The sequence below is a fragment of the Corallococcus sp. AB045 genome (assembly GCF_003668895.1).
Taxonomy (GTDB): domain Bacteria; phylum Myxococcota; class Myxococcia; order Myxococcales; family Myxococcaceae; genus Corallococcus; species Corallococcus coralloides.
On the sequence record NZ_RAWN01000194.1, the window covers coordinates 1 to 17,098 of the forward strand.

Genomic DNA, 17,098 nt, shown 5'->3' on the forward strand with positions numbered 1-17,098 from the left:
GAACGACTCCGAGGGCGGGCGCGCGCCCGAAGCGGCGGGGGGCGTCACCGCCGCGAAGCTGCTCCCGGACGTCGTCCGCGGAGCCGCGGCGGCCGGAGGAGGCGTCGTCGGGACGCGCGGGGGCGCGTCGGGGGCGCGCGACGGCTCCTGGCGGCTGAGGGCGTTGTGGGCGTCCGTGAGGCGCTTGAAGATGCGCTCCAGCCGGGCGCGGAAGCTGCCCAGGTTCTTGCCGAAGTAGCGGTCCGGGTGGAAGCGGCGTGACGCGTTGTAATACGCCTGCTTCACCTCCTGGGGGCTCGCGCCCCGGGCCACGCCCAGCACCGCGTGGTGGTCCATCTTTTCCAGCGAGCGCTCCATCTCGATGATGTCGCGCTTCTGGTCGGGCTCCAGGTCCACCTCCTCCGACAGGGCGGCGTCCACCACCGGGGCGACGGGCGGAGCGCGCTGCACCACCCGCGCGGGCACGATGGCCCCCTTGGCGCGCAGCGCCAGCAGCACGGCGATGGTGCGCGCCTCGCCCAGCGAGGAGCGGGACAGCACGGCGTCGATGCGCTCGACGCGGCCCACCAACGCCAGCACGGAGCCCTCCTCGGGGCTGAGCTGGAGACGGGCCGGGTCCAGGTGGGGCACCGTGGCGATGTGGTCGGTCCTGCCCCCCAGGCCGACGATGGGGTTGGGCGCGCTCAAGGTGTCAGTTCCGCGGGCTGGCGAATCCCCAAGTGTAGGTGTCCGGGAAGCAGGGCGTCAAACCTCCCGGCACCGCCAAACCGCTCCCCCTTCTACAGCGTGGAGAGGACCCGCTGGAGGATGCCCAGCGCTTCGTCCAGCTCGTTCCGGGTGATGATGAGGGGCGGGGCGAACCGGAGCGTCACCTCCCCGGCGGAGTTCACCAGCAGGCCGGCCTCGCGCAGCTTCGCGATGACGGGGGCGACCTCCCGGTCCAGCTCCACGCCCCAAAGCAGCCCCTGCCCGCGCACGGCCTTGATGCGGCCTTCCGGCAGCGCGGCCTGGAGCGCGCGCGCGCCGGCGAGGAAGTGCTCCCCCTTGGCCCGCACCTCGTCCAGGAAGCCGGGCTGGCGCATCAGCCGCAGCACCACGTTGCCCGCGGCGGCGGACACCAGGTTGCCGCCGAAGGTGGAGCCGTGGGTGCCCGCGGAGAGGCTGACCGCCAGCTCCTCGCGGCAGAGCATGGCGCCCATGGGCAGCCCGTTGCCCAGCGCCTTGGCGATGCTGATGGCGTCCGGCCGGATGCCGTGGTGCATGAAGCCGAAGGGCTGGCCGGTGCGGCCCATGCCCGTCTGGACCTCGTCCACGAGCAGGAGCAGGCCCTTCTCGTCACAGAGGGCGCGCAGGCCCTGGAAGTAGCCCGGGGGCGCCATGCGCACGCCGCCCTCGCCCTGGATGGGCTCCACCAGGATGGCGGCGGTGGACGGCCCCACTGCGCGGCGCACCGCCTCCAGGTCGCCGAACGGCAGGTGCCGGAAGCCCTGGGGCAGCGGCTCGAAGCCGGCGTGGTACTTCGGCTGGCCGGTGGCGGTGACGGTGGCCAGCGTGCGGCCGTGGAAGCTCTTCTCGAAGGTGAGGATCTCGAAGCGCTCGGGCTGGCCCCGGTCCTTCATCACCTTGCGGGTCAGCTTGATGAGGGCCTCGTTGGCCTCCGCGCCGGAGTTGCAGAAGAACGCGCGCGGCAGGCCCGCCCAGTCGGTGAGCTGCGCGGCCAGGTCTATCTGCGGCTGCGAGTAGAAGACGTTGGAGACGTGCCACAGCGTGTCCAGCTGCGCCTTGGCCGCCGCGACCACCTCCGGGTGGCAGTGGCCCAGCGCGCACACGGCAATGCCGCCGATGCAGTCCAGGTAGCCCTTGCCATCCGCGTCCCACACCCGCGTGCCCTGCCCGCGCACCAGGGCAATGGGTTGCTGCTTGTAGTTCTGCAGCAGGTGCTGCTTCGCCTTCTGGATGAGGTTCTCGTTACCAGGGGCGGATGCGGGGGACGGCGTTTGCAAGGTGGTCTACCTCTCTCTTCCTGATGACGCGGTGTGACGACGCACGGACCCTAGCGCGCTAGAGGATGTAGCGCGACAAGTCCTCGTCCTGGACGATGGGGGCCAGGCGCTCGCGCACATAGGCAGCGTCCACCTGGAAGTCGCGCGGGCCCATTTCGCTGGCCGTGAACGACACCTCGTCCAGCAGGCGCTCCAGCACGGTGTGCAGCCGCCGGGCTCCGATGTTCTGCGTGCGCTCGTTGGCCTGCTGGGCGATGCGGGCGATCTCCACCACCGCGTCGTCCGTGAAGGACAGGCGCACGCCTTCGGTGCCGAGCAGCGCGGTGTACTGGCGCATGAGCGAGTTCTTGGGCTCGCGAAGAATCCGCACCAGGTCCTCGCCGGACAGCGCCTCCAATTCCACGCGGATGGGGAAGCGGCCCTGGAGTTCCGGGATGAGGTCCGCCGGCTTGGAGACGTGGAAGGCGCCCGCGGCGATGAAGAGCATGTGGTCCGTCTTCACCTGGCCGTACTTGGTGTTGACGGCCGAGCCCTCCACGATGGGCAGGATGTCGCGCTGCACGCCCTCGCGCGAGACGTCCGGGCCCCCGCCACCCTTGCCGCCCTCGCGGCTGGCGATCTTGTCGATTTCGTCGATGAAGACGATGCCGCTGGACTCGGCGCGCGCCACGGCCTCGCGCTGGACGCGGTCCGGATCCACCAGCTTCTGCGCCTCTTCCGCGCGCAGCAACTGGAGCGCCTCCGGCACGCGCAGCTTGCGCTTCCGGGTGTTCTTCATGCCCGGCATGTTCTTGAACAGGTCCTGGAGGTTGACGCCGATCTCCTCCATGCCCTGGCCGCTGAAGTTGCGCATGAACGTGGGCGAGCTCTCGTTGGTCTCCACCTCCACGGTCTGATCATCCAGCGTGCCGGCGCGCAGCTGGGCGCGCAGCTTCTCCCGCTCGCTGTCGCCCAGCGGCGCGGGCGCGGGGGTGGGCGGCGGCGAGAAGCCGAACGGCGGAGAGGACGTCGTGCGCGCCTGCCCGCCGTTCTTGATGAGCTCCATCAGCCGGTCCTCGGCCAGCTCCTCCGCGCGAGGCTTGACCTTCTCCGTCTCCTCCTCGCGCACGAGCGCGATGGCGGCTTCGACGAGGTCGCGGATCATCGACTCGACGTCGCGGCCCACGTAGCCCACTTCCGTGAACTTGCTGGCCTCCACCTTGACGAAGGGGGCCTGGGACAGCTTCGCCAGGCGGCGGGCGATCTCCGTCTTCCCCACGCCGGTGGGGCCGATCATGATGATGTTCTTCGGGTAGATCTCATCCCGCAGGTCGTCCGGCACCTGCTGACGGCGCCACCGGTTGCGCAGCGCGATGGCGACGGCGCGCTTGGCGTCGTTCTGCCCGACGATGTAACGGTCCAGCTCGCTGACGACCTCGCGAGGCGTGAAGGCGGACAACTTGCGCGATTCGGCCACGGGGCGGTCCTCTCAGAGCTCTTCGTAGGAGACGTTGGCGTTGGTGTAGACGCAGATGTCCGCGGCGATGGCCATGGCCTGCGTGCAGATGTCGCGGGCGGACAGGTTCGAGTGCGCCTGGAGGGCGCGCGCGGCGGCCAGGGCGAAGTGGCCCCCGCTGCCCACGGCGGCGATGCCGTGGTCCGGTTCGATGACGTCGCCCGCGCCGGACAGGATGAAGGTCTTCTCCTTGTCCGCGACGATGAGCAGCGCCTCCAGGCGGCGGAGGAAGCGGTCGGTGCGCCAGTCCTTGCCCAGCTCCACGCAGGCGCGGGCCAGGTTCTTCTGGTGCTCCTTGAGCTTGGCCTCGAAGCGCTCGAAGAGGGTGAAGGCGTCCGCGGTGCTGCCCGCGAAGCCGGCGAGCACCTGCCCCTCGCCGAGCTTGCGCACCTTGCGCGCCGTGTTCTTCATGATGGTCTTGTCGAGGCTGACCTGGCCGTCGCCCGCGATGACGACCTTTCCGTCGCGGCGAACGCAGAGGATGGTGGTTCCGTGGAACATGTCCGGGGGTTTAACAAGACCACCGGTCCGCGACCCACAAAAACCGCGCGGCTGTCCGCTCCCTCACCCTGCGCAAGGCGCTCAGGTCGCGGTCGCCTTCATCCAGCGGCCCACCAGCTTCACCAGGGCCGCCTTCTTGGCTTTCACCGTCTTCGCGTCCGGCAGCGTCACGACGCCCCGGTCCTTCGCCAGCCACTCCACCAGCCCGGAGTCGTCCTCGAAGGCGAAGCCCTTCGTGTCCTTCACCTTCGCGCCCCGGTGGAGGATGACCTGGAAGATGCCCTTGGGCGCCAGGCGGAACGTCACGCGGTCATCACCCGAGTGCACGAAGCTGGGGGCCTTCCACTTGATGCGCTCGGTGATGGTGTCGTCGGAGGCCAGGATGGCCGCGCGCACGGCTTGAATCTCCGCTTTCAGCGGGTGCTCGAGCTCCGCCATGAACTGATCGACTTCGTCGCCTCGGTTCGCCACGGACTGTCCCCTCTTCGTGGAGTGACTTCCAACCTGTCACGGGTGTGGCCGCTGGGGCCGACACGATGCGTGGCGTCCGTTGACGCGCTTCGACGCTCAATCCTAGCGTCATCGGATGCTCCTCCTGGAAATCATTCAGCTGCTGCCGATGCGATGGATCATGAAGAAGGTCCTCGAGTACGGCTACGAGGAGCTGACGAACATGCTCCAGGGCATCCATCTGGCGGGGCGGATGGTCACGGAGGAGGTGCTCGACGCGGCGCTCGCGGAGCTGGCGAAGCGCAAGAAGCCCAAGCCGCTGAAGAACGGCGTCCCGGAGGGGTTCGTGCCCCGTAGCGCGGTGACCCGGGACATCATCGAGGCGCGCGCGCAGAACATCAGCCTCCAGGAGCTGCACGGCCGGCGCCACCTGATGTTGCTCAACGCCTTCCGGGCATCGCTCACCGCGCTCGACGCAAGGACGCTGATCCAGCTCGAGCGCGCGACGAAGGCGGACAACCGCTCCGTGCCCCTGGCCCGCCGGGGGTTCGAACCGACGAAGGAGGAGAAGCTCGCCCTCATCCAGCGCGAACTGATCCTGCACAACGCCGCGATGTCGCCCGCGCCCAAGGACTACCTGGACACCCTCCGGGCCAAGGTGAAGACCTACCAGTCGCAGGTGCAGGAGCGGGAGACCTTCGGCGCCAAGGTGAGCAGCTTGTTCCAGTCCAGGGAGGCGCAGGAGCGCGGCGCCATCCTGCACGCGGATTCGACCCTGCTCGCCGAGGACTTCAAGAACCGGCTGCAGATCCTCGGGGGCGACCTGGAGCGGCTCTTCGTCGTCCACTACCTCCTGACCAGCGTCAAGACGGGGGACAACCTGGACAAGCTGTCGAAGCGCGACCTGGCCCGGATGAAGAAGTTCCTCGACAACGAGATCCACGACGCGGAGGCCGGCGAGCACGACACCGACCATCTCGAGGAGCTGGCCGGCTTCATCGACGACGAGCTGCTGTTCCGGGACATGGAGCTCGACATCGTCCGGGACGACATCACCATCCTCGACATCATGCGCGACGACTTGCGTGAAGCCATCCAGCACACGGAGCAGGGGCTCGCGAACCTCCAGCCGGGCATGCTCACCTCGTGGAGCGACTACTTCTTCCCCGCCAGCAAGGACCAGAGGGAGAAGTCCGTCGAGGAGGGAAAGCAGCTGCTGGCCAAGGCCAGGACCGGGCTCGCGAGGGTCGAGCGGATGCTCGAGCTGACGAACTCGGCGCGCTACCGGGCGCGCACCGCGCGGGCCCTGCGCATGTTCAACTTCATGCGCACCCGGAAGATTGAGGACATGGTGCGCGAGGAGCAGGAGCGCGCCCTCGCGCAGATCCGGACCGTGCGGATCGAGGACATCCTCGGCGGAGCGGGCGAGGCGGACGGGCAGTAGCGCGCGGGCGCACCTGACATGCTCGGGGAAGCATGGAGTCCTCCCCGAGCCTCGCGAGGTTCGCGTCGCGCCGCGAGCCCCGGACTACTTCGCGGGCGCCGGAGCGGGCGCGGCGGCCGGAGCCGTCCCCGACGGAGCGGGCGCGCCCGGAAGCTCGGACGGCACCAGCTTGGGCAGCAGCACGCGGCACGCGTCCCCGGACAGCCAGTGGTACGTGCACAGCCACTCCGTGACGGGCACGCGCACCTGCCAGCCCAGCACGAAGAGGATGAGCAGCGTGAGCCCCAGACGGGCCCCCAGCGACATGCTCTCGGTCTCGTCGTCGCCCTGCGTGTGGCGCAGCGCTCCGCGCACCAGGTCCACGTGGTCCACGCGCGCGTTGCTCGGCAGCTTGGGCTTGCGGGTGATGAGCGTCGCCACGCCGCGCGTGAGCATCAGCCGGTCATTGAGCGCCCAGCCGGAGCCCTCCAGGAGCAGCGCCAGGTTGCGCCGCCGCAGCTTCAGCCACCCCAGCAGGCCCGCGGGCGCCATCACCACGATGGCCAGGATGGTCGCCGCGGTGATGACGTCCACCAGAGTGAGTGACTTCACCTGCGTGAGGATGAACGCCAGCGAAGAGCCCAGCGCCGCGAACGCGATGCCGCCCGCCGCGAGCACCCCCGCGATGCCGCCTCCCGCCGGAGCCGCCGCTGGCGCCGCCGCGGCCGCCGGGGCTGGAGCCGCCGTGGGGGGAGGCGCGGTCACCGTCTGCTTGTAGCCGGACTCCAGCGACGCATCGAAGTCCTTCTCCCCGGACGCGGCCAGCCCCTCCACCTTGCTGGTGATGAACGCGCCGATGCGCATGAACGGCATGGTCATCGACTCCCAGAGCGACACGGGCTGGCGGATGACCTGCGTGACGATGGCGTCGCTCTCCTTGCCGTCCACGTCGTAGAACACGCCGCGCTTGCCCACGACGAGCTCCGTGCTGCGGCCGGCGGTGACGGGCACCGCCACCTCGTAGCCGTCCGCGCCGTCGCGGGGCAGCACCTTCACGTAGAGGATGCAGGTGGTCCCCTGCCCCGTCAGCGCCGCGTGCGACGCGCGGTCCGTCACCAGCACGGACAGCGTGTACTTGCGCCCCGCCAGGATGAGCGTGCCCCGCTCCATCAGCGCCCGCCGCTTGGGCAGGTACAGGTTGGGCATGCTGATGAAGTTGTTGGCGAACTGCAGCAGCCAGCGCTGGTACAGCACCAACCGCTCCAGCTCCGCGATGACGTCCAGCGTGGGCTTGAGCGACAGGTCCTCGCGGCTCACCGACTCCAGCGCGTCCAGCTCCTCGTCCGACACCGAGCCCAGCGTGTCCGCCACCGCGTGCAGCGGGCTTGCGTCGCGCTTCGCCTGCCAGCCGAGGATGGCCTCCGCCTTCGCGGACAGCTCGCGCCAGGCCGTGTCCGTCAGCTTCACGCCGTCGCCCAACAGCGGCGTGGCCACCTCCTGGTGGAAGGACTCCAGCTTCTCGTAGCCGGCGCCGCGGTACAGCCGCGCCCACACCAGCACGCCGGACGGATCCGGCGGCGCGATGGGCAGCTCGTTCGCGGCCTTCCCCATGGCGCCCAGGTCACCGAGCGCGCCCTCCACCCGGTCCGCGCGCAGGCGCAGGCTGGCGGCGGCCTCCGGCTGCGCGGCCACCAGGCGGCACTGCACGAAATAGCCGTCCAGCAGCGGCGCCACGTCGTGCACGCGCTTCGCCTGCTCCAGGCTCGCCGTGCCCCAGGTGAACACGGCGTCCCGGCCGCCCAGGTGCGCGAGCAGGGCCGTGCGTTCGTCCCGGAAGCGCTTCACCAGGCCCACGTCCACGCCCGCCAGGCCCGCGCGGTTCGTCACCTGCGGGAAGGCCGCGATGATGGACTGCGCCAGGGGCCGCAGCCGCTCCGGCAACGACACCGGCGCGATGAGGCCGTCGCCGTTCTTGCCCGCGTCGCGCAGCGCCTTGTCACTGGTGCGCAGCTGCTCCAGCGACAGTTTCGTGGCGTCCGGCGCGTTGAGCGTGCGCAGCACCAGCTCCGCCGCGCCCTTGAGGTTGGACGCGGTGTCGGAGAGCGCCGAGAGCTCCAGCACGTCGCTGCCCGCGTCCGCGCCCTTGCGGTCCTTCAGCCGCGCCGCCGTCCAGTCCACTGCCGCGCGCAGCTCCTCCACCCGGATGCGGCGGTTGCCGTCCGCGTCCATCAGCGTGAGGAAGTGCGGATCACACGCGATGCCCTCCAGGGGGCACGCGAGCGCCGTCCACTGCGTCGCGGGAATCCTCACCGCTTCGGTGAGGGTGTTGAAATCGGGGATGTCGACCTGGAGCGAGCCGCCGTAGCGGCGATAGACGAGCTGTGCCATTCGGCGCGAGAGGACAGCACACCCCGTCCGGGTGTGCACGCCTCAACATCAGGCCGCGCCCAGGAAGGAAGGCCCGGGCGGCCTCCCTTCCCTGGGTCACCCGCTACTGCGCGGTGGCGACGGCGCTGTACACGCCGGGGTTCTGCCCCTGGCCGATGATGTAGACGGCCCGCGCGTCATCCTTGCCCGCGAAGTACACGGGCACCTGCACGCCCTGGTCGAGCGTCTTCCGCGCCCCCGACTTCACGTCGTAGATGGCCACGTCGTAGGTGTCCGAGTCCATGCGCGCGTACGTCGCGAGCACGCGGGCACCGTCCTCGGAGATCTTGTAGCTGAAGATGCCCTGCAGCCACGTCTTCGCCTCGGCCTGCTTCTCGTTCAGGCCCACGGCCTTGAAGTCGCACGCGCGGCCGTTGCGGATGCAGTTGGTGCGGAACACCACCGCGCTGTTGTTCGGCGCGAAGCCGTAGCCGAACACGCCCGGCTGCACCTTCTCCGCCTTCTCCTGGCCCAGCGCGTACAGCATCAGGTCCACGGAGAACACCGGCTTCACGAAGCGCGACAGGAACGCCACGTAGCGGCTGTCCGAGCCCCACACGAAGTTGGGCACCCGGTCCCCCACGCGCTTGGGCGCGCCGTCCGGCAGCGCTGCCACGCCCAGGGCGCCCGCGCGCGACGGCTGATCATACTTCTCCAGGTAGGCCACCGCCTTGGAGTCCGGCGCGAACGCCATCTCCTCCACCGCCTCGCCCACCTTGCGCCCCGCGCCTCCGGACGCCGGGCCCACGTACAGGTCGCCCAGCTGCTCCGGCTTGCCGTTCTCCGTGCGCGCCAGCCACTGGCCATCCGGCGAGAAGCTGAAGTTCTTCGAGCCCGTGGCCAGCTTCGTGCCCTTCAGCGCGGGCAGGTCCGCCAGGTACAGGTCATACATCCCGCGCACGGCCTCGCTGCGCACCTGGTAGGCCACGTGCTTGCCGTCGGAGGACACCTGGTAGTCGCCCACCTGATCCGCCAGCTTGCGAGGCGCTTCCGTGGAGCCCACCGTCACCGCCGCCAGCCCGCCCGCGGCCGACAGCCGGCGCTTGAAGAGCAGCGTCTTGCCGTCCGGGGTGAACTGCGCGGTGCTCACCTCGCCCGCCACGTCCTGGAACGGCCCCTGCGGCAGCTTGCCCAGCTTCAGCGTGCCCGCGTCCACGAAGGCCACGTGCACGCCGTCCGGGGACGGCAACAGGTAGCTCACCGCCGTGCCCAGCTTCACCGGCTCCGCGGCCGCGTCCGTGAGCGACAGCACGTTCAATTCGCCGGACTGCGAGGCCGGGTTGTAGCCCGTCACGTACAACAGGTGCTTCGAGTCCTGGGAGAACAGCAGGCTGCCCGGCACGTTCGTCACGCCGTCACCCAGCGCGCGTGACTTCCCGCCCGCCGTCGGCACGACGTGCAGCGAGCCCACCAGCATCTGCGGCGGAATGCCGTCCAGCCGGGGCTTCTGCCCGTTCAGCAGGAACGTGGCGAACTGCCCGTCCGGAGACAGGCGCAGGTCCGCCGCGCGTCCCGCCGCGAGCAGCTGCCCCTGCCCGCCCACCACCGCGGTGCCCTTCGCCGCGCTGCGGACCGTGTCCCCCTGCGCGGCGCTGCGCTGGGAGGGCGCGGCGTTGTCCTCGCCCTTCTTGCACCCCGACACCGCCAGCAGGGCCACCAGGCCCAACATCCCGGTTCGCTTCATGCGCTCGTCTGTCCTTCCGTCTGGGCGACAACGCCCGCCAGTGGCAGCCAGGCCGCCAGGTCCTGCTTCGCCCGCGCCGAGTAGGCCGCGCGCTTGTCCGCCTTCTTCATCCGCCCGGACAGCGGCGGGAACAGGCCGTAGATGACGTTGGTGGGCTGGTGCGGGTGATCCGGCGGGTGCGCCTCCCCGGTGAGGTGCCGGTACAGCGAACCCAGCGCCGTCGTGGCCGGGGGCGGCACGAACGCACCGCCCGTCAGCCGCGCGTGCACCGCCAGCGCCACCAGGTAGCCGCACGCCGCGCTCTCCACGTAGCCCTCCACGCCCGTCACCTGTCCCGCGAAGAACACCCGCCGCTCCGTCTTCAACGACAGGTCCTCCGCCAGCAGGCGGGGCGAGTCGATGAACGTGTTCCGGTGGATCTGCCCCATCCGCAGGAACTCCGCATTCTGGAGGCCCGGGATGCACGCGCTGAAGATGCGCTTCTGTTCACCCCAGGTCAGACGCGTCTGGAAGCCCACCATGTTCCACGCCGTGCCCGCCCGGTCCTCCATGCGCAGCTGCACCACCGCGTACGGGTCCGTCCCCGTGCGAGGGTCCTTCAGCCCCACGGGCTTCATGGGCCCGTAGGCCAGCGTGTCATCGCCGCGCTCCGCCATCACTTCGATGGGCAGACACCCTTCGAAGTACTTCGGTTCCTCGAAGCTGTGCGGCACCACCTTCTGGCCCGCCTTCACCTCGTTCACGAAGCGGTAGTACTCGTCCTTCGTCATGGGGAGGTTGAGGTAGTCATCCCCGCCGCCCTTGCCGTAGCGGCTCTGGCGGAAGGCGATGTCCATGTCGATGGAGTCCCCCGACAGGATGGGCGCGATGGAGTCGTAGAAGTAGAGCTTCGTGCCCACGTGGCGCTCCAGGTCCACCGTGAGCGCCTCCGACGTCAGCGGCCCCGTGGCCACCACCACCACGCCGTCCTCCGGCACCTTCTCCACCTCACCGCCCACCAGCTCCACGCCCGCGCCGGACACCAGCCGGGTGGTGATTTCGCGCGAGAAGCCCTCGCGCTCCACCGCCAGCGCGTCACCCGCGGGCACGCGGTGCAGGTCCGCGCTGGAGAGCACCAGCGAACCCAGCGCGCGCAGCTCCGCGTGCAAGAGGCCAATGGCGCTCTCCGGGTTGTCCGAGCGCAGCGAGTTGCTGCACACCAGCTCCGCGAGCGTGTCCGACTTGTGCGCCGGGGAGCGCTTGTGCGGCTTCATCTCGCGCAGCACCACCGGCACGCCACGCCGCGCCAGCTGATACGCGCACTCCGTCCCCGCCAGGCCGCCGCCAATCACCGTCACCCGCTGCTGCTTCACGTCCGACATGCATGCCTCCGGGCCCCCGCACCGGGACCCCAAAGGGCCCTGTTAGCAGAGAGGCCACGCCCTTTCACGTCCGCCCGCCTGCCCCACGTCCCACCATGCGTGCGGAATGGGAGGTGAGGTTTCCCCACCTGGGATCCAACCCTAGGTTTCTCGCGGTCTTCGCTCGGGACGGGAAGCGTCCGAGCGAGCGCCCTTCAACCGCGAATCTGGGATGGGAGTGACGCAGCCATGAGCCGAGCCAACGACTTGTTGAAGATCCGGGGCCTGTTGCAGGAGCGTCGCAGGACGACCGAGACCGCCCAGGCGGGCGCCCGCCGCGAGCTGGCCGCCCTCAAGGATCAGGAGCGTGATCCCGAGTACGAGGAGCAGGCGCAAGCGGAGCTGGCGGACTACACGCTCTCCACGCTCATCGAGGCGCAGCGCCGGGAGATCATGCTCATCGACGCCGCGCTGAGCCGCATGGACAACGACGTGTTCGGTGAGTGCGTGGACTGCGGCAACGAAATCTCGCTGGACCGGCTGGAGGCCATGCCCTTCGCCATCCGCTGTGAAGAGGACGCCGCCGTGCACGAGCAGGAGACGCGGGAGGCCGCGCGCCACGTGGGCAGCCTGTCCCTCTAGCGAAGCCGTCCAAGCGCTCCCCCGTGCGTTCCATCCCGCGCGGGGGAGTGGTGTGTCCGGCGGCTACTCCGCGTCGCGCTGGAGCACGATGAAGCGGTAGTTCTGCAGCTCGTTCTCGCCCGCCGTGTAGAGCACCGTGAGCAGCAGATCATACGGGACCATCTTGTCCGCGATGACCGACAGCTCATGCGTGAAGGGCGCCGCCGGGTTGCGCTCTTCGATGTACTTCAGCTTCGCCACTTCCTTCTTCAGCTGCGCGTCCAGCCCCGCCACCAGGCGCCCCTGAAGCTGGGCCTCCGGGATGCGGCCGTCCTTCAGCCGCACCACCTCTTTGTCCCCCACCAGGATGTTCTTGGGGGTGATGGTGATGGCCACCGTGTCCTTGGGCGAGGTGCGCGTGGAGGACACCGGCGGCCGCACGTCCTCGGACGCGGTGATGGCCGCGGAGGACGACGCGAAGGACTTCAGGAGGAACACCAGGATGATGGTCATCATGTCCATCATCGCGGTGATGTTGAGCTCCTTCACCTCGCTGGCGGCCTCGCGCTCCTTGCGCTTCTTGCGCGCGAGCGCCCGGCGGTAGCGCATGCGCGCGAGCTGGTCGGCTTCTTCGGCGGACAGGGGCGCGGATTCGGACATGGCTAGAGGACGCCCAGGGTGACGTCGGGGAAGAGCAGCTTGCGCTCGGCGACGGTGCCCGTCGTCTCACGCAGGGCGTCCATCGTCTGGATCAGCGCCTCGTAGGGGATGTCCGGATCCGCCGCGACGATGACCTTCGTCTCCTGCGGGAAGGCGGCCTTGAGCTTCACCATCTGCGCGTTCAGCGCGGCGAAGTCCTGCGTGCCGTCCGTGCGCAGGGACAGCGTGGGGACCTTCTCCGCCGTGACGGGAATCTCCGCGCTGTTGCCCCGGATGAAGAGCCCGTCCTTGGAGATGAGCACGGACAGGTTCAGCTTGGGCGCGTCCGCGTCCCCTCCCGCCCCCACGCTGGCGCCGTAGCTGGGCGCGTTCACGTTGAGCGCGCCAAAGGCGGTGAGGCCGGTGATCGACAGCAGCATGAAGATGATGAGGTTCATGAGGATGTCGAGGTACGGGACGATGTTCAGCTCGCCCGCCTCCTCCTCTTCCCTCGGCTTCAGCTTTCGGCGCGAGTAGTGGAACGCCATGGCGTGTCCGGTGCCTTTCGGCGGCTCAAGACGCGGCGCGGACGTCGGAGTCCGAGGGGACGACTTCCAGCGAGCCCCGGCGCGACAGGAGGTTCTCCAGCTTCAGCGCGTTGAGCTCCACCAGCTCCACCATGTTCTTGGCGTAGTTGCTGAAGAACAGGTGCGCCACGATGCAGAGCACCGCGATGGAGAGGCCGAAGCCCGTGTTGTACATGGCCTCCGAGATGCCGTTGGAGAGCAGCGCCTGCTTCTGCTCCGCCGGCACGTTGCCCAGCGCGCGGAAGGTGCCGATGAGGCCCACGATGGTGCCGACCAGGCCCACCAGCGTCGCGATGTTCGCGAGCGACCACAGCCACTGCACCCGGCGCGAGACGTGCGGCGTGTACTCCGCCAGCGCCTCCTCCACCGCCTTGGCCACTTCCAGCTCACCCCGGTTCGCGTTGATGAGCCCCGCGCGGATGACGCGGGCCAGGGGCGAGCGCGGCGCCATGCCGCAGAACTTCACCGCGCGGTCCAGGTTGCCGCTGCGGACCATCTTGTGGACCTGCTCGATGAACGCCGTCGCGTTGAGGCGGTAGCGGAAGAGCAGCGTCACCGCGCGCTCACCGATGACGGCCAGCGAGGCGGCCAGCCAGAACAGGTTCACGAACATGAACGGGCCGCCGGCCTTGAACGCACCGACGATGAACTCCCCCAGGCCTCCCGAAGAAGCATGGCCCGCTGCCGCGGGGGCGGCCTCGGCCACCACGACACGCAGCAACTCACTGACAGAGGGAATCATCGCGACCGCGTCCTTTCGCTGCCCCCCGCGCGCACCCCTGCCGCGAAACGGGCAGGAGGCATGCTGGCGGGCCGGGAGCAATCCGGACTTCTAGGACTTCGTGCGCGAGGGTGTCAAGCCAGGGGGCCGGGCGTACCCCCCTGGAATGACTGGGCTTTTGCTGCTCAGGCTTCCACGCTGGGCGTGGGAGCAGGCGCTCCTTCCGCGGAAGCCCCCGGAATGGCTGGCTCCACCACCTCGCGGCGGTAGTCGCATTCCTTGTTCGGGCAGGCGATGTAGGCGCCGTCCCGCTTGGAGAACTTCTGCAGGAGGTAGGGCGACGCGCACTGCGGGCAGGCTTCCGCGAGCGGCCGGTCCCACGCGGCGAACTTGCACTCCGGATACCGGTTGCAGCCGAAGAAGATCTTCCCGCGGCCGCTGCGGCGCTCGGTGAGGTAACCCACCTTGCACTCCGGGCAGTTGACGCCAATGGAGATGGGCTTGGACGTCTTGCAGTCCGGGTAGCCCGAGCACGCCATGAAGCGCCCGAACCGGCCGCGCTTGATCACCATGGGCTTGCCGCACTTCTCGCACTTCTCGTCCGTGGTCTCCTCCTCCACGATGACGATCTTCCCTTCGGCGTCCCGCTTGAAGTCCTTGGTGTTCTTGCAGTCGGGGTAGTTCGAGCAGGCGAGGAAGTGGCCCATCTTCCCGAACTTGATGACGAACGGGTTGCCGCACTTCTCGCAGGCGATGTCGGTCTTGATCTCCTCGCGCTTGACGTCGCGCATCTCCGCTTCGGCCTTCTCCAGCGTCTCCTTGAAGGGGCCGTAGAAGTCGTGCAGCACCGTCTTCCAGGACGCGCCGCCGTCGGAGATCTGGTCCAGCTTCTCCTCCATGCTGGCCGTGAACGACACGTCCAGCTCATGGGGGAAGTGCTTCACCAGGAGCTCGTTGGTCATCTGCCCCAGGTCCGTGGGACGGAAGCGGCTCTCCAGCTTCTCCACGTACTTCTTGTCCTGGATGTTGGAGAGGATGGCCGCGTACGTGGACGGACGCCCGATGCCGCGCTCCTCCAGCTCCTTCACCAGCGTCGCTTCGCTGAAGCGCGGAGGCGGCTGGGTGAAGTGCTGTTCGTTGAGCAGCTTGTCCAGCGAGAGCAGCTCGCCCTCGTTGAGCGGGGGCAGCTCGCCCACCACGTCCTCGGCGCCCTCTTCACCGGCGGCCTTGGCCTTGTCGCGCTCGGACTCCTCTTCCGGCGTGAGGCCGGCGCCGTAGACGCCCAGGTAGCCGGGGAACTTCAGCGTGCTGCCGGACGCGCGGAAGGTGGCGCGGCCCGCGGTGATGTCCGCGGCCGTCTGATCATAGACGGCGGGCTTCATCTGGCACGCGACGAAGCGGTTCCAGATGAGCTCGTAGAGCCGGAACATGTCCAGCTCGTCCATGGCGTCGAAGAAGGGACGCACGCGCTCGGGCGGGTACTCCAGGGACGTGGGCCGGATGGCCTCGTGCGCGTCCTGGGCGCTCTTGCGGCTCTTGTAGACCATGGGCTCCGGCGGCAGGTAGTCCGCGCCGTACTTCTGGCCAATGAACTCGCGCACCTGCGTCACGGCGTCGTCGGACAGACGCGTGGAGTCCGTGCGCATGTACGTGATGAGCGCCGTCTGGCCCTCTTCACCCAGCGGCACGCCTTCGTACAGCTTCTGCGCCAGCGTCATCGTCTTCTTGGCGGTGAAGTGCAGCCGGTTCGCCGCCTCCTGCTGGAGCTTGGAGGTGATGAAGGGCGCGGGCGCGTTGCGGCGGCGCTCCTTGCGGTCCACCTTCGCCACGGTGAAGGGCGCGTCCTTCAGCTCCGCGACGAGCCCGTCCGTGGTGGCGCGGTCCTTGAGCTCCACCTTCTTGCCGTCCACGCGGGACAGCTTCGCCTTGAAGGGCGGCGGCCCCTGCGGGCCCTGCACCAGCGCGTCCAGCGTCCAGTACTCCTCGGGCTGGAAGGCCTTGATCTCCGCCTCGCGCTCGACAATCAGGCGCACCGCGACGGACTGCACGCGGCCGGCGGACAGGCCCCGGCGGATCTTCTTCCAGAGCAGCGGCGAGATTTGATAGCCGACGAGCCGGTCGAGGATGCGGCGGGTCTGCTGCGAGTCGTAGTTGTCCTGGTTGAGCTGGCGCGGCTGCGCGATGGCGTCCTGCACGGCGCGCTTGGTGATCTCGTTGAAGGTCACCCGCAGGGAGTCCGGGTGGCCCAGCTCCTCCTTGATGTGCCAGGCAATGGCCTCGCCCTCGCGGTCGGGGTCCGTCGCCAGGAAGACGCGGTCCACCGTCTTGGCCATCTTCTTCAGCTCGTTGAGGACCTTCTCCTTGCCCTTGATGACCGTGTACTCGGGCTTGAAGTCGTCCTCCACGTCGACGCCAATCTTGCTCTTGGGCAGGTCCTTCACGTGGCCCACGGACGCCTTCACCGTGTAGCCGGAGCCCAGGTACTTCTTGATGGTCTTGGCCTTGGCGGGCGACTCCACCACGACCAGGTAGTGCGGGCCCTTGCCACGGCGCTCGGGCACTTCTTCTTCAGCGTCCGCGTCCGCGTCCACGGCGGGGAGTTCGTCGGCGTCCGCGCCACGGCGGCGGGCCGCCGTCTTCTTCTTGGCGGTGACCTTCTTCGCCGCCGTCTTCTTCTTGGCCGCCTTCTTGGCCGCCGGCTTCTTCGCAGCCGCCTTCTTGGGCGTCTCCTCCGCCGCCGCCTCCGTCTGCGCCGCCTGTGTCTTCTTCCGCGTGGCCATGGCTCTCCTACCTCGAACTGCCTCTAGACCTTCTCGTACCGTTTACCCGGGTGCTGGACCACCAGCCCCGACAATTCCAACTCCACCAGGGCGCTCGTGAGCGCCGCGGGCGACAGCGGGCTTGCGGCGAGCACCTCGTCGAACGAACGGGGAGCCCGGTCCAACAGCCCATAGGCCCCGCGCGCTTCCGCCGACAGCGCCTCCCACCACCCACTGTCCCGCCCCGCGGGCACCGCGCGGACCGGATGAACGCCCACGACCGCGCAAATCGATTCCGCGGACGTGCATGCGCGGGCCCGCCCGTCCGCCAGCAGGGCGTTGCAGCCCGCCGCGGCCGGCTGCCAGACGTCCCCTGGCAGGGCGAACACCGGCCGGCCCTGCACCTGCGCCGCCTCCGCCGTGTAGAGGGCCCCGGACCCCTCCCCCG

The 17,098-nt window shown here is 69.3% G+C and carries 15 protein-coding genes; 2 read left to right on the forward strand and 13 right to left on the reverse strand.

Features of this window, described 5'->3' with window-relative positions; translation table 11 throughout:
• From D7Y21_RS32945 to D7Y21_RS32965, 5 genes are all read right to left on the reverse strand, one after another.
• Positions 1-687: J domain-containing protein (locus tag D7Y21_RS32945; RefSeq protein WP_147469438.1), on the reverse strand; the 687-nt coding region annotated here is incomplete at its 3' end.
• Between the two features lie 92 nt (positions 688-779).
• Positions 780-2,003 carry an aspartate aminotransferase family protein gene (locus D7Y21_RS32950; protein WP_121717787.1) on the reverse strand — a complete coding sequence of 408 codons (1,224 nt, stop codon included), beginning with the start codon at positions 2,001-2,003 and terminating at the stop codon, positions 780-782.
• A gap of 58 nt (positions 2,004-2,061) precedes the next feature.
• Positions 2,062-3,459 carry an ATP-dependent protease ATPase subunit HslU gene (hslU, locus tag D7Y21_RS32955; protein WP_120565993.1) on the reverse strand — a complete coding sequence of 466 codons (1,398 nt, stop codon included), beginning with the start codon at positions 3,457-3,459 and terminating at the stop codon, positions 2,062-2,064.
• Between the two features lie 12 nt (positions 3,460-3,471).
• Positions 3,472-3,999, reverse strand: a complete 528-nt coding sequence (gene hslV / locus D7Y21_RS32960) for an ATP-dependent protease subunit HslV (RefSeq protein ID WP_120565992.1) — start codon at positions 3,997-3,999, stop codon at positions 3,472-3,474.
• Between the two features lie 81 nt (positions 4,000-4,080).
• Positions 4,081-4,470 (reverse strand): DUF1801 domain-containing protein, encoded by a 390-nt coding sequence (locus D7Y21_RS32965; RefSeq protein ID WP_233612373.1) that lies wholly within the window; start codon positions 4,468-4,470, stop codon positions 4,081-4,083.
• Positions 4,471-4,630: 160 nt separating this feature from the next.
• Here D7Y21_RS32965 and D7Y21_RS32970 point away from each other — a divergent pair, with 160 nt between their 5' ends.
• Positions 4,631-5,893 (forward strand): hypothetical protein, encoded by a 1,263-nt coding sequence (locus tag D7Y21_RS32970; protein ID WP_147443336.1) that lies wholly within the window; start codon positions 4,631-4,633, stop codon positions 5,891-5,893.
• A gap of 84 nt (positions 5,894-5,977) precedes the next feature.
• On the opposite strand, the gene D7Y21_RS32975 is transcribed toward D7Y21_RS32970, so the two are convergent.
• The 3 genes from D7Y21_RS32975 to trmFO form a co-directional block, all read right to left on the reverse strand.
• Positions 5,978-8,260, reverse strand: a complete 2,283-nt coding sequence (locus D7Y21_RS32975; protein WP_121717788.1) for a kinesin — start codon at positions 8,258-8,260, stop codon at positions 5,978-5,980.
• A gap of 103 nt (positions 8,261-8,363) precedes the next feature.
• A complete protein-coding gene (locus tag D7Y21_RS32980; RefSeq protein WP_121717789.1) occupies positions 8,364-9,983 on the reverse strand; it encodes a PD40 domain-containing protein in 1,620 nt (539 codons plus the stop codon).
• Positions 9,980-11,344 carry a methylenetetrahydrofolate--tRNA-(uracil(54)-C(5))-methyltransferase (FADH(2)-oxidizing) TrmFO gene (trmFO, locus tag D7Y21_RS32985; protein ID WP_120565988.1) on the reverse strand — a complete coding sequence of 455 codons (1,365 nt, stop codon included), beginning with the start codon at positions 11,342-11,344 and terminating at the stop codon, positions 9,980-9,982. The genes D7Y21_RS32980 and trmFO overlap by 4 nt, the downstream gene beginning before the upstream one ends.
• A gap of 228 nt (positions 11,345-11,572) precedes the next feature.
• Between trmFO and D7Y21_RS32990 the strand changes: the two genes are divergently transcribed.
• The gene (locus D7Y21_RS32990) at positions 11,573-11,965 is read left to right on the forward strand and encodes a TraR/DksA C4-type zinc finger protein (RefSeq protein WP_120565987.1); all 393 of its coding nucleotides are present in this window, start codon (positions 11,573-11,575) and stop codon (positions 11,963-11,965) included.
• A gap of 63 nt (positions 11,966-12,028) precedes the next feature.
• Here the strand turns inward: D7Y21_RS32990 and D7Y21_RS32995 are convergent, their stop codons facing one another.
• The 5 genes from D7Y21_RS32995 to D7Y21_RS33015 all read right to left on the reverse strand — a co-directional run.
• Positions 12,029-12,604, reverse strand: a complete 576-nt coding sequence (locus D7Y21_RS32995; RefSeq protein ID WP_120565986.1) for a biopolymer transporter ExbD — start codon at positions 12,602-12,604, stop codon at positions 12,029-12,031.
• A gap of 2 nt (positions 12,605-12,606) precedes the next feature.
• Positions 12,607-13,131 carry a biopolymer transporter ExbD gene (locus D7Y21_RS33000; protein WP_120565985.1) on the reverse strand — a complete coding sequence of 175 codons (525 nt, stop codon included), beginning with the start codon at positions 13,129-13,131 and terminating at the stop codon, positions 12,607-12,609.
• A gap of 25 nt (positions 13,132-13,156) precedes the next feature.
• Positions 13,157-13,912, reverse strand: coding sequence for a MotA/TolQ/ExbB proton channel family protein (locus D7Y21_RS33005; RefSeq protein WP_120565984.1), 756 nt, complete (start codon positions 13,910-13,912; stop codon positions 13,157-13,159).
• A gap of 164 nt (positions 13,913-14,076) precedes the next feature.
• Positions 14,077-16,671 carry a type I DNA topoisomerase gene (gene topA / locus D7Y21_RS33010; RefSeq protein ID WP_120565983.1) on the reverse strand — a complete coding sequence of 865 codons (2,595 nt, stop codon included), beginning with the start codon at positions 16,669-16,671 and terminating at the stop codon, positions 14,077-14,079.
• Between the two features lie 23 nt (positions 16,672-16,694).
• The coding region (locus D7Y21_RS33015; RefSeq protein WP_199735539.1) for a DNA-processing protein DprA at positions 16,695-17,098 on the reverse strand (404 nt) is incomplete at its 5' end.

What these genes read in the sequence shown, in the direction of transcription:
- hslV (WP_120565992.1), bottom strand. Translation starts at nt 3,999, where the DNA reads ATGTTCCACGGAACCACCATCCTCTGCGTTCGCCGCGACGGAAAGGTC.
- D7Y21_RS32970 (WP_147443336.1), top strand. Translation starts at nt 4,631, where the DNA reads ATGAAGAAGGTCCTCGAGTACGGCTACGAGGAGCTGACGAACATGCTC.
- D7Y21_RS32975 (WP_121717788.1), bottom strand. Translation starts at nt 8,260, where the DNA reads ATGGCACAGCTCGTCTATCGCCGCTACGGCGGCTCGCTCCAGGTCGAC.
- D7Y21_RS32980 (WP_121717789.1), bottom strand. Translation starts at nt 9,983, where the DNA reads ATGAAGCGAACCGGGATGTTGGGCCTGGTGGCCCTGCTGGCGGTGTCG.
- trmFO (WP_120565988.1), bottom strand. Translation starts at nt 11,344, where the DNA reads ATGTCGGACGTGAAGCAGCAGCGGGTGACGGTGATTGGCGGCGGCCTG.
- D7Y21_RS32990 (WP_120565987.1), top strand. Translation starts at nt 11,573, where the DNA reads ATGAGCCGAGCCAACGACTTGTTGAAGATCCGGGGCCTGTTGCAGGAG.
- D7Y21_RS32995 (WP_120565986.1), bottom strand. Translation starts at nt 12,604, where the DNA reads ATGTCCGAATCCGCGCCCCTGTCCGCCGAAGAAGCCGACCAGCTCGCG.
- D7Y21_RS33000 (WP_120565985.1), bottom strand. Translation starts at nt 13,131, where the DNA reads ATGGCGTTCCACTACTCGCGCCGAAAGCTGAAGCCGAGGGAAGAGGAG.
- D7Y21_RS33005 (WP_120565984.1), bottom strand. Translation starts at nt 13,912, where the DNA reads ATGATTCCCTCTGTCAGTGAGTTGCTGCGTGTCGTGGTGGCCGAGGCC.
- topA (WP_120565983.1), bottom strand. Translation starts at nt 16,671, where the DNA reads ATGGCCACGCGGAAGAAGACACAGGCGGCGCAGACGGAGGCGGCGGCG.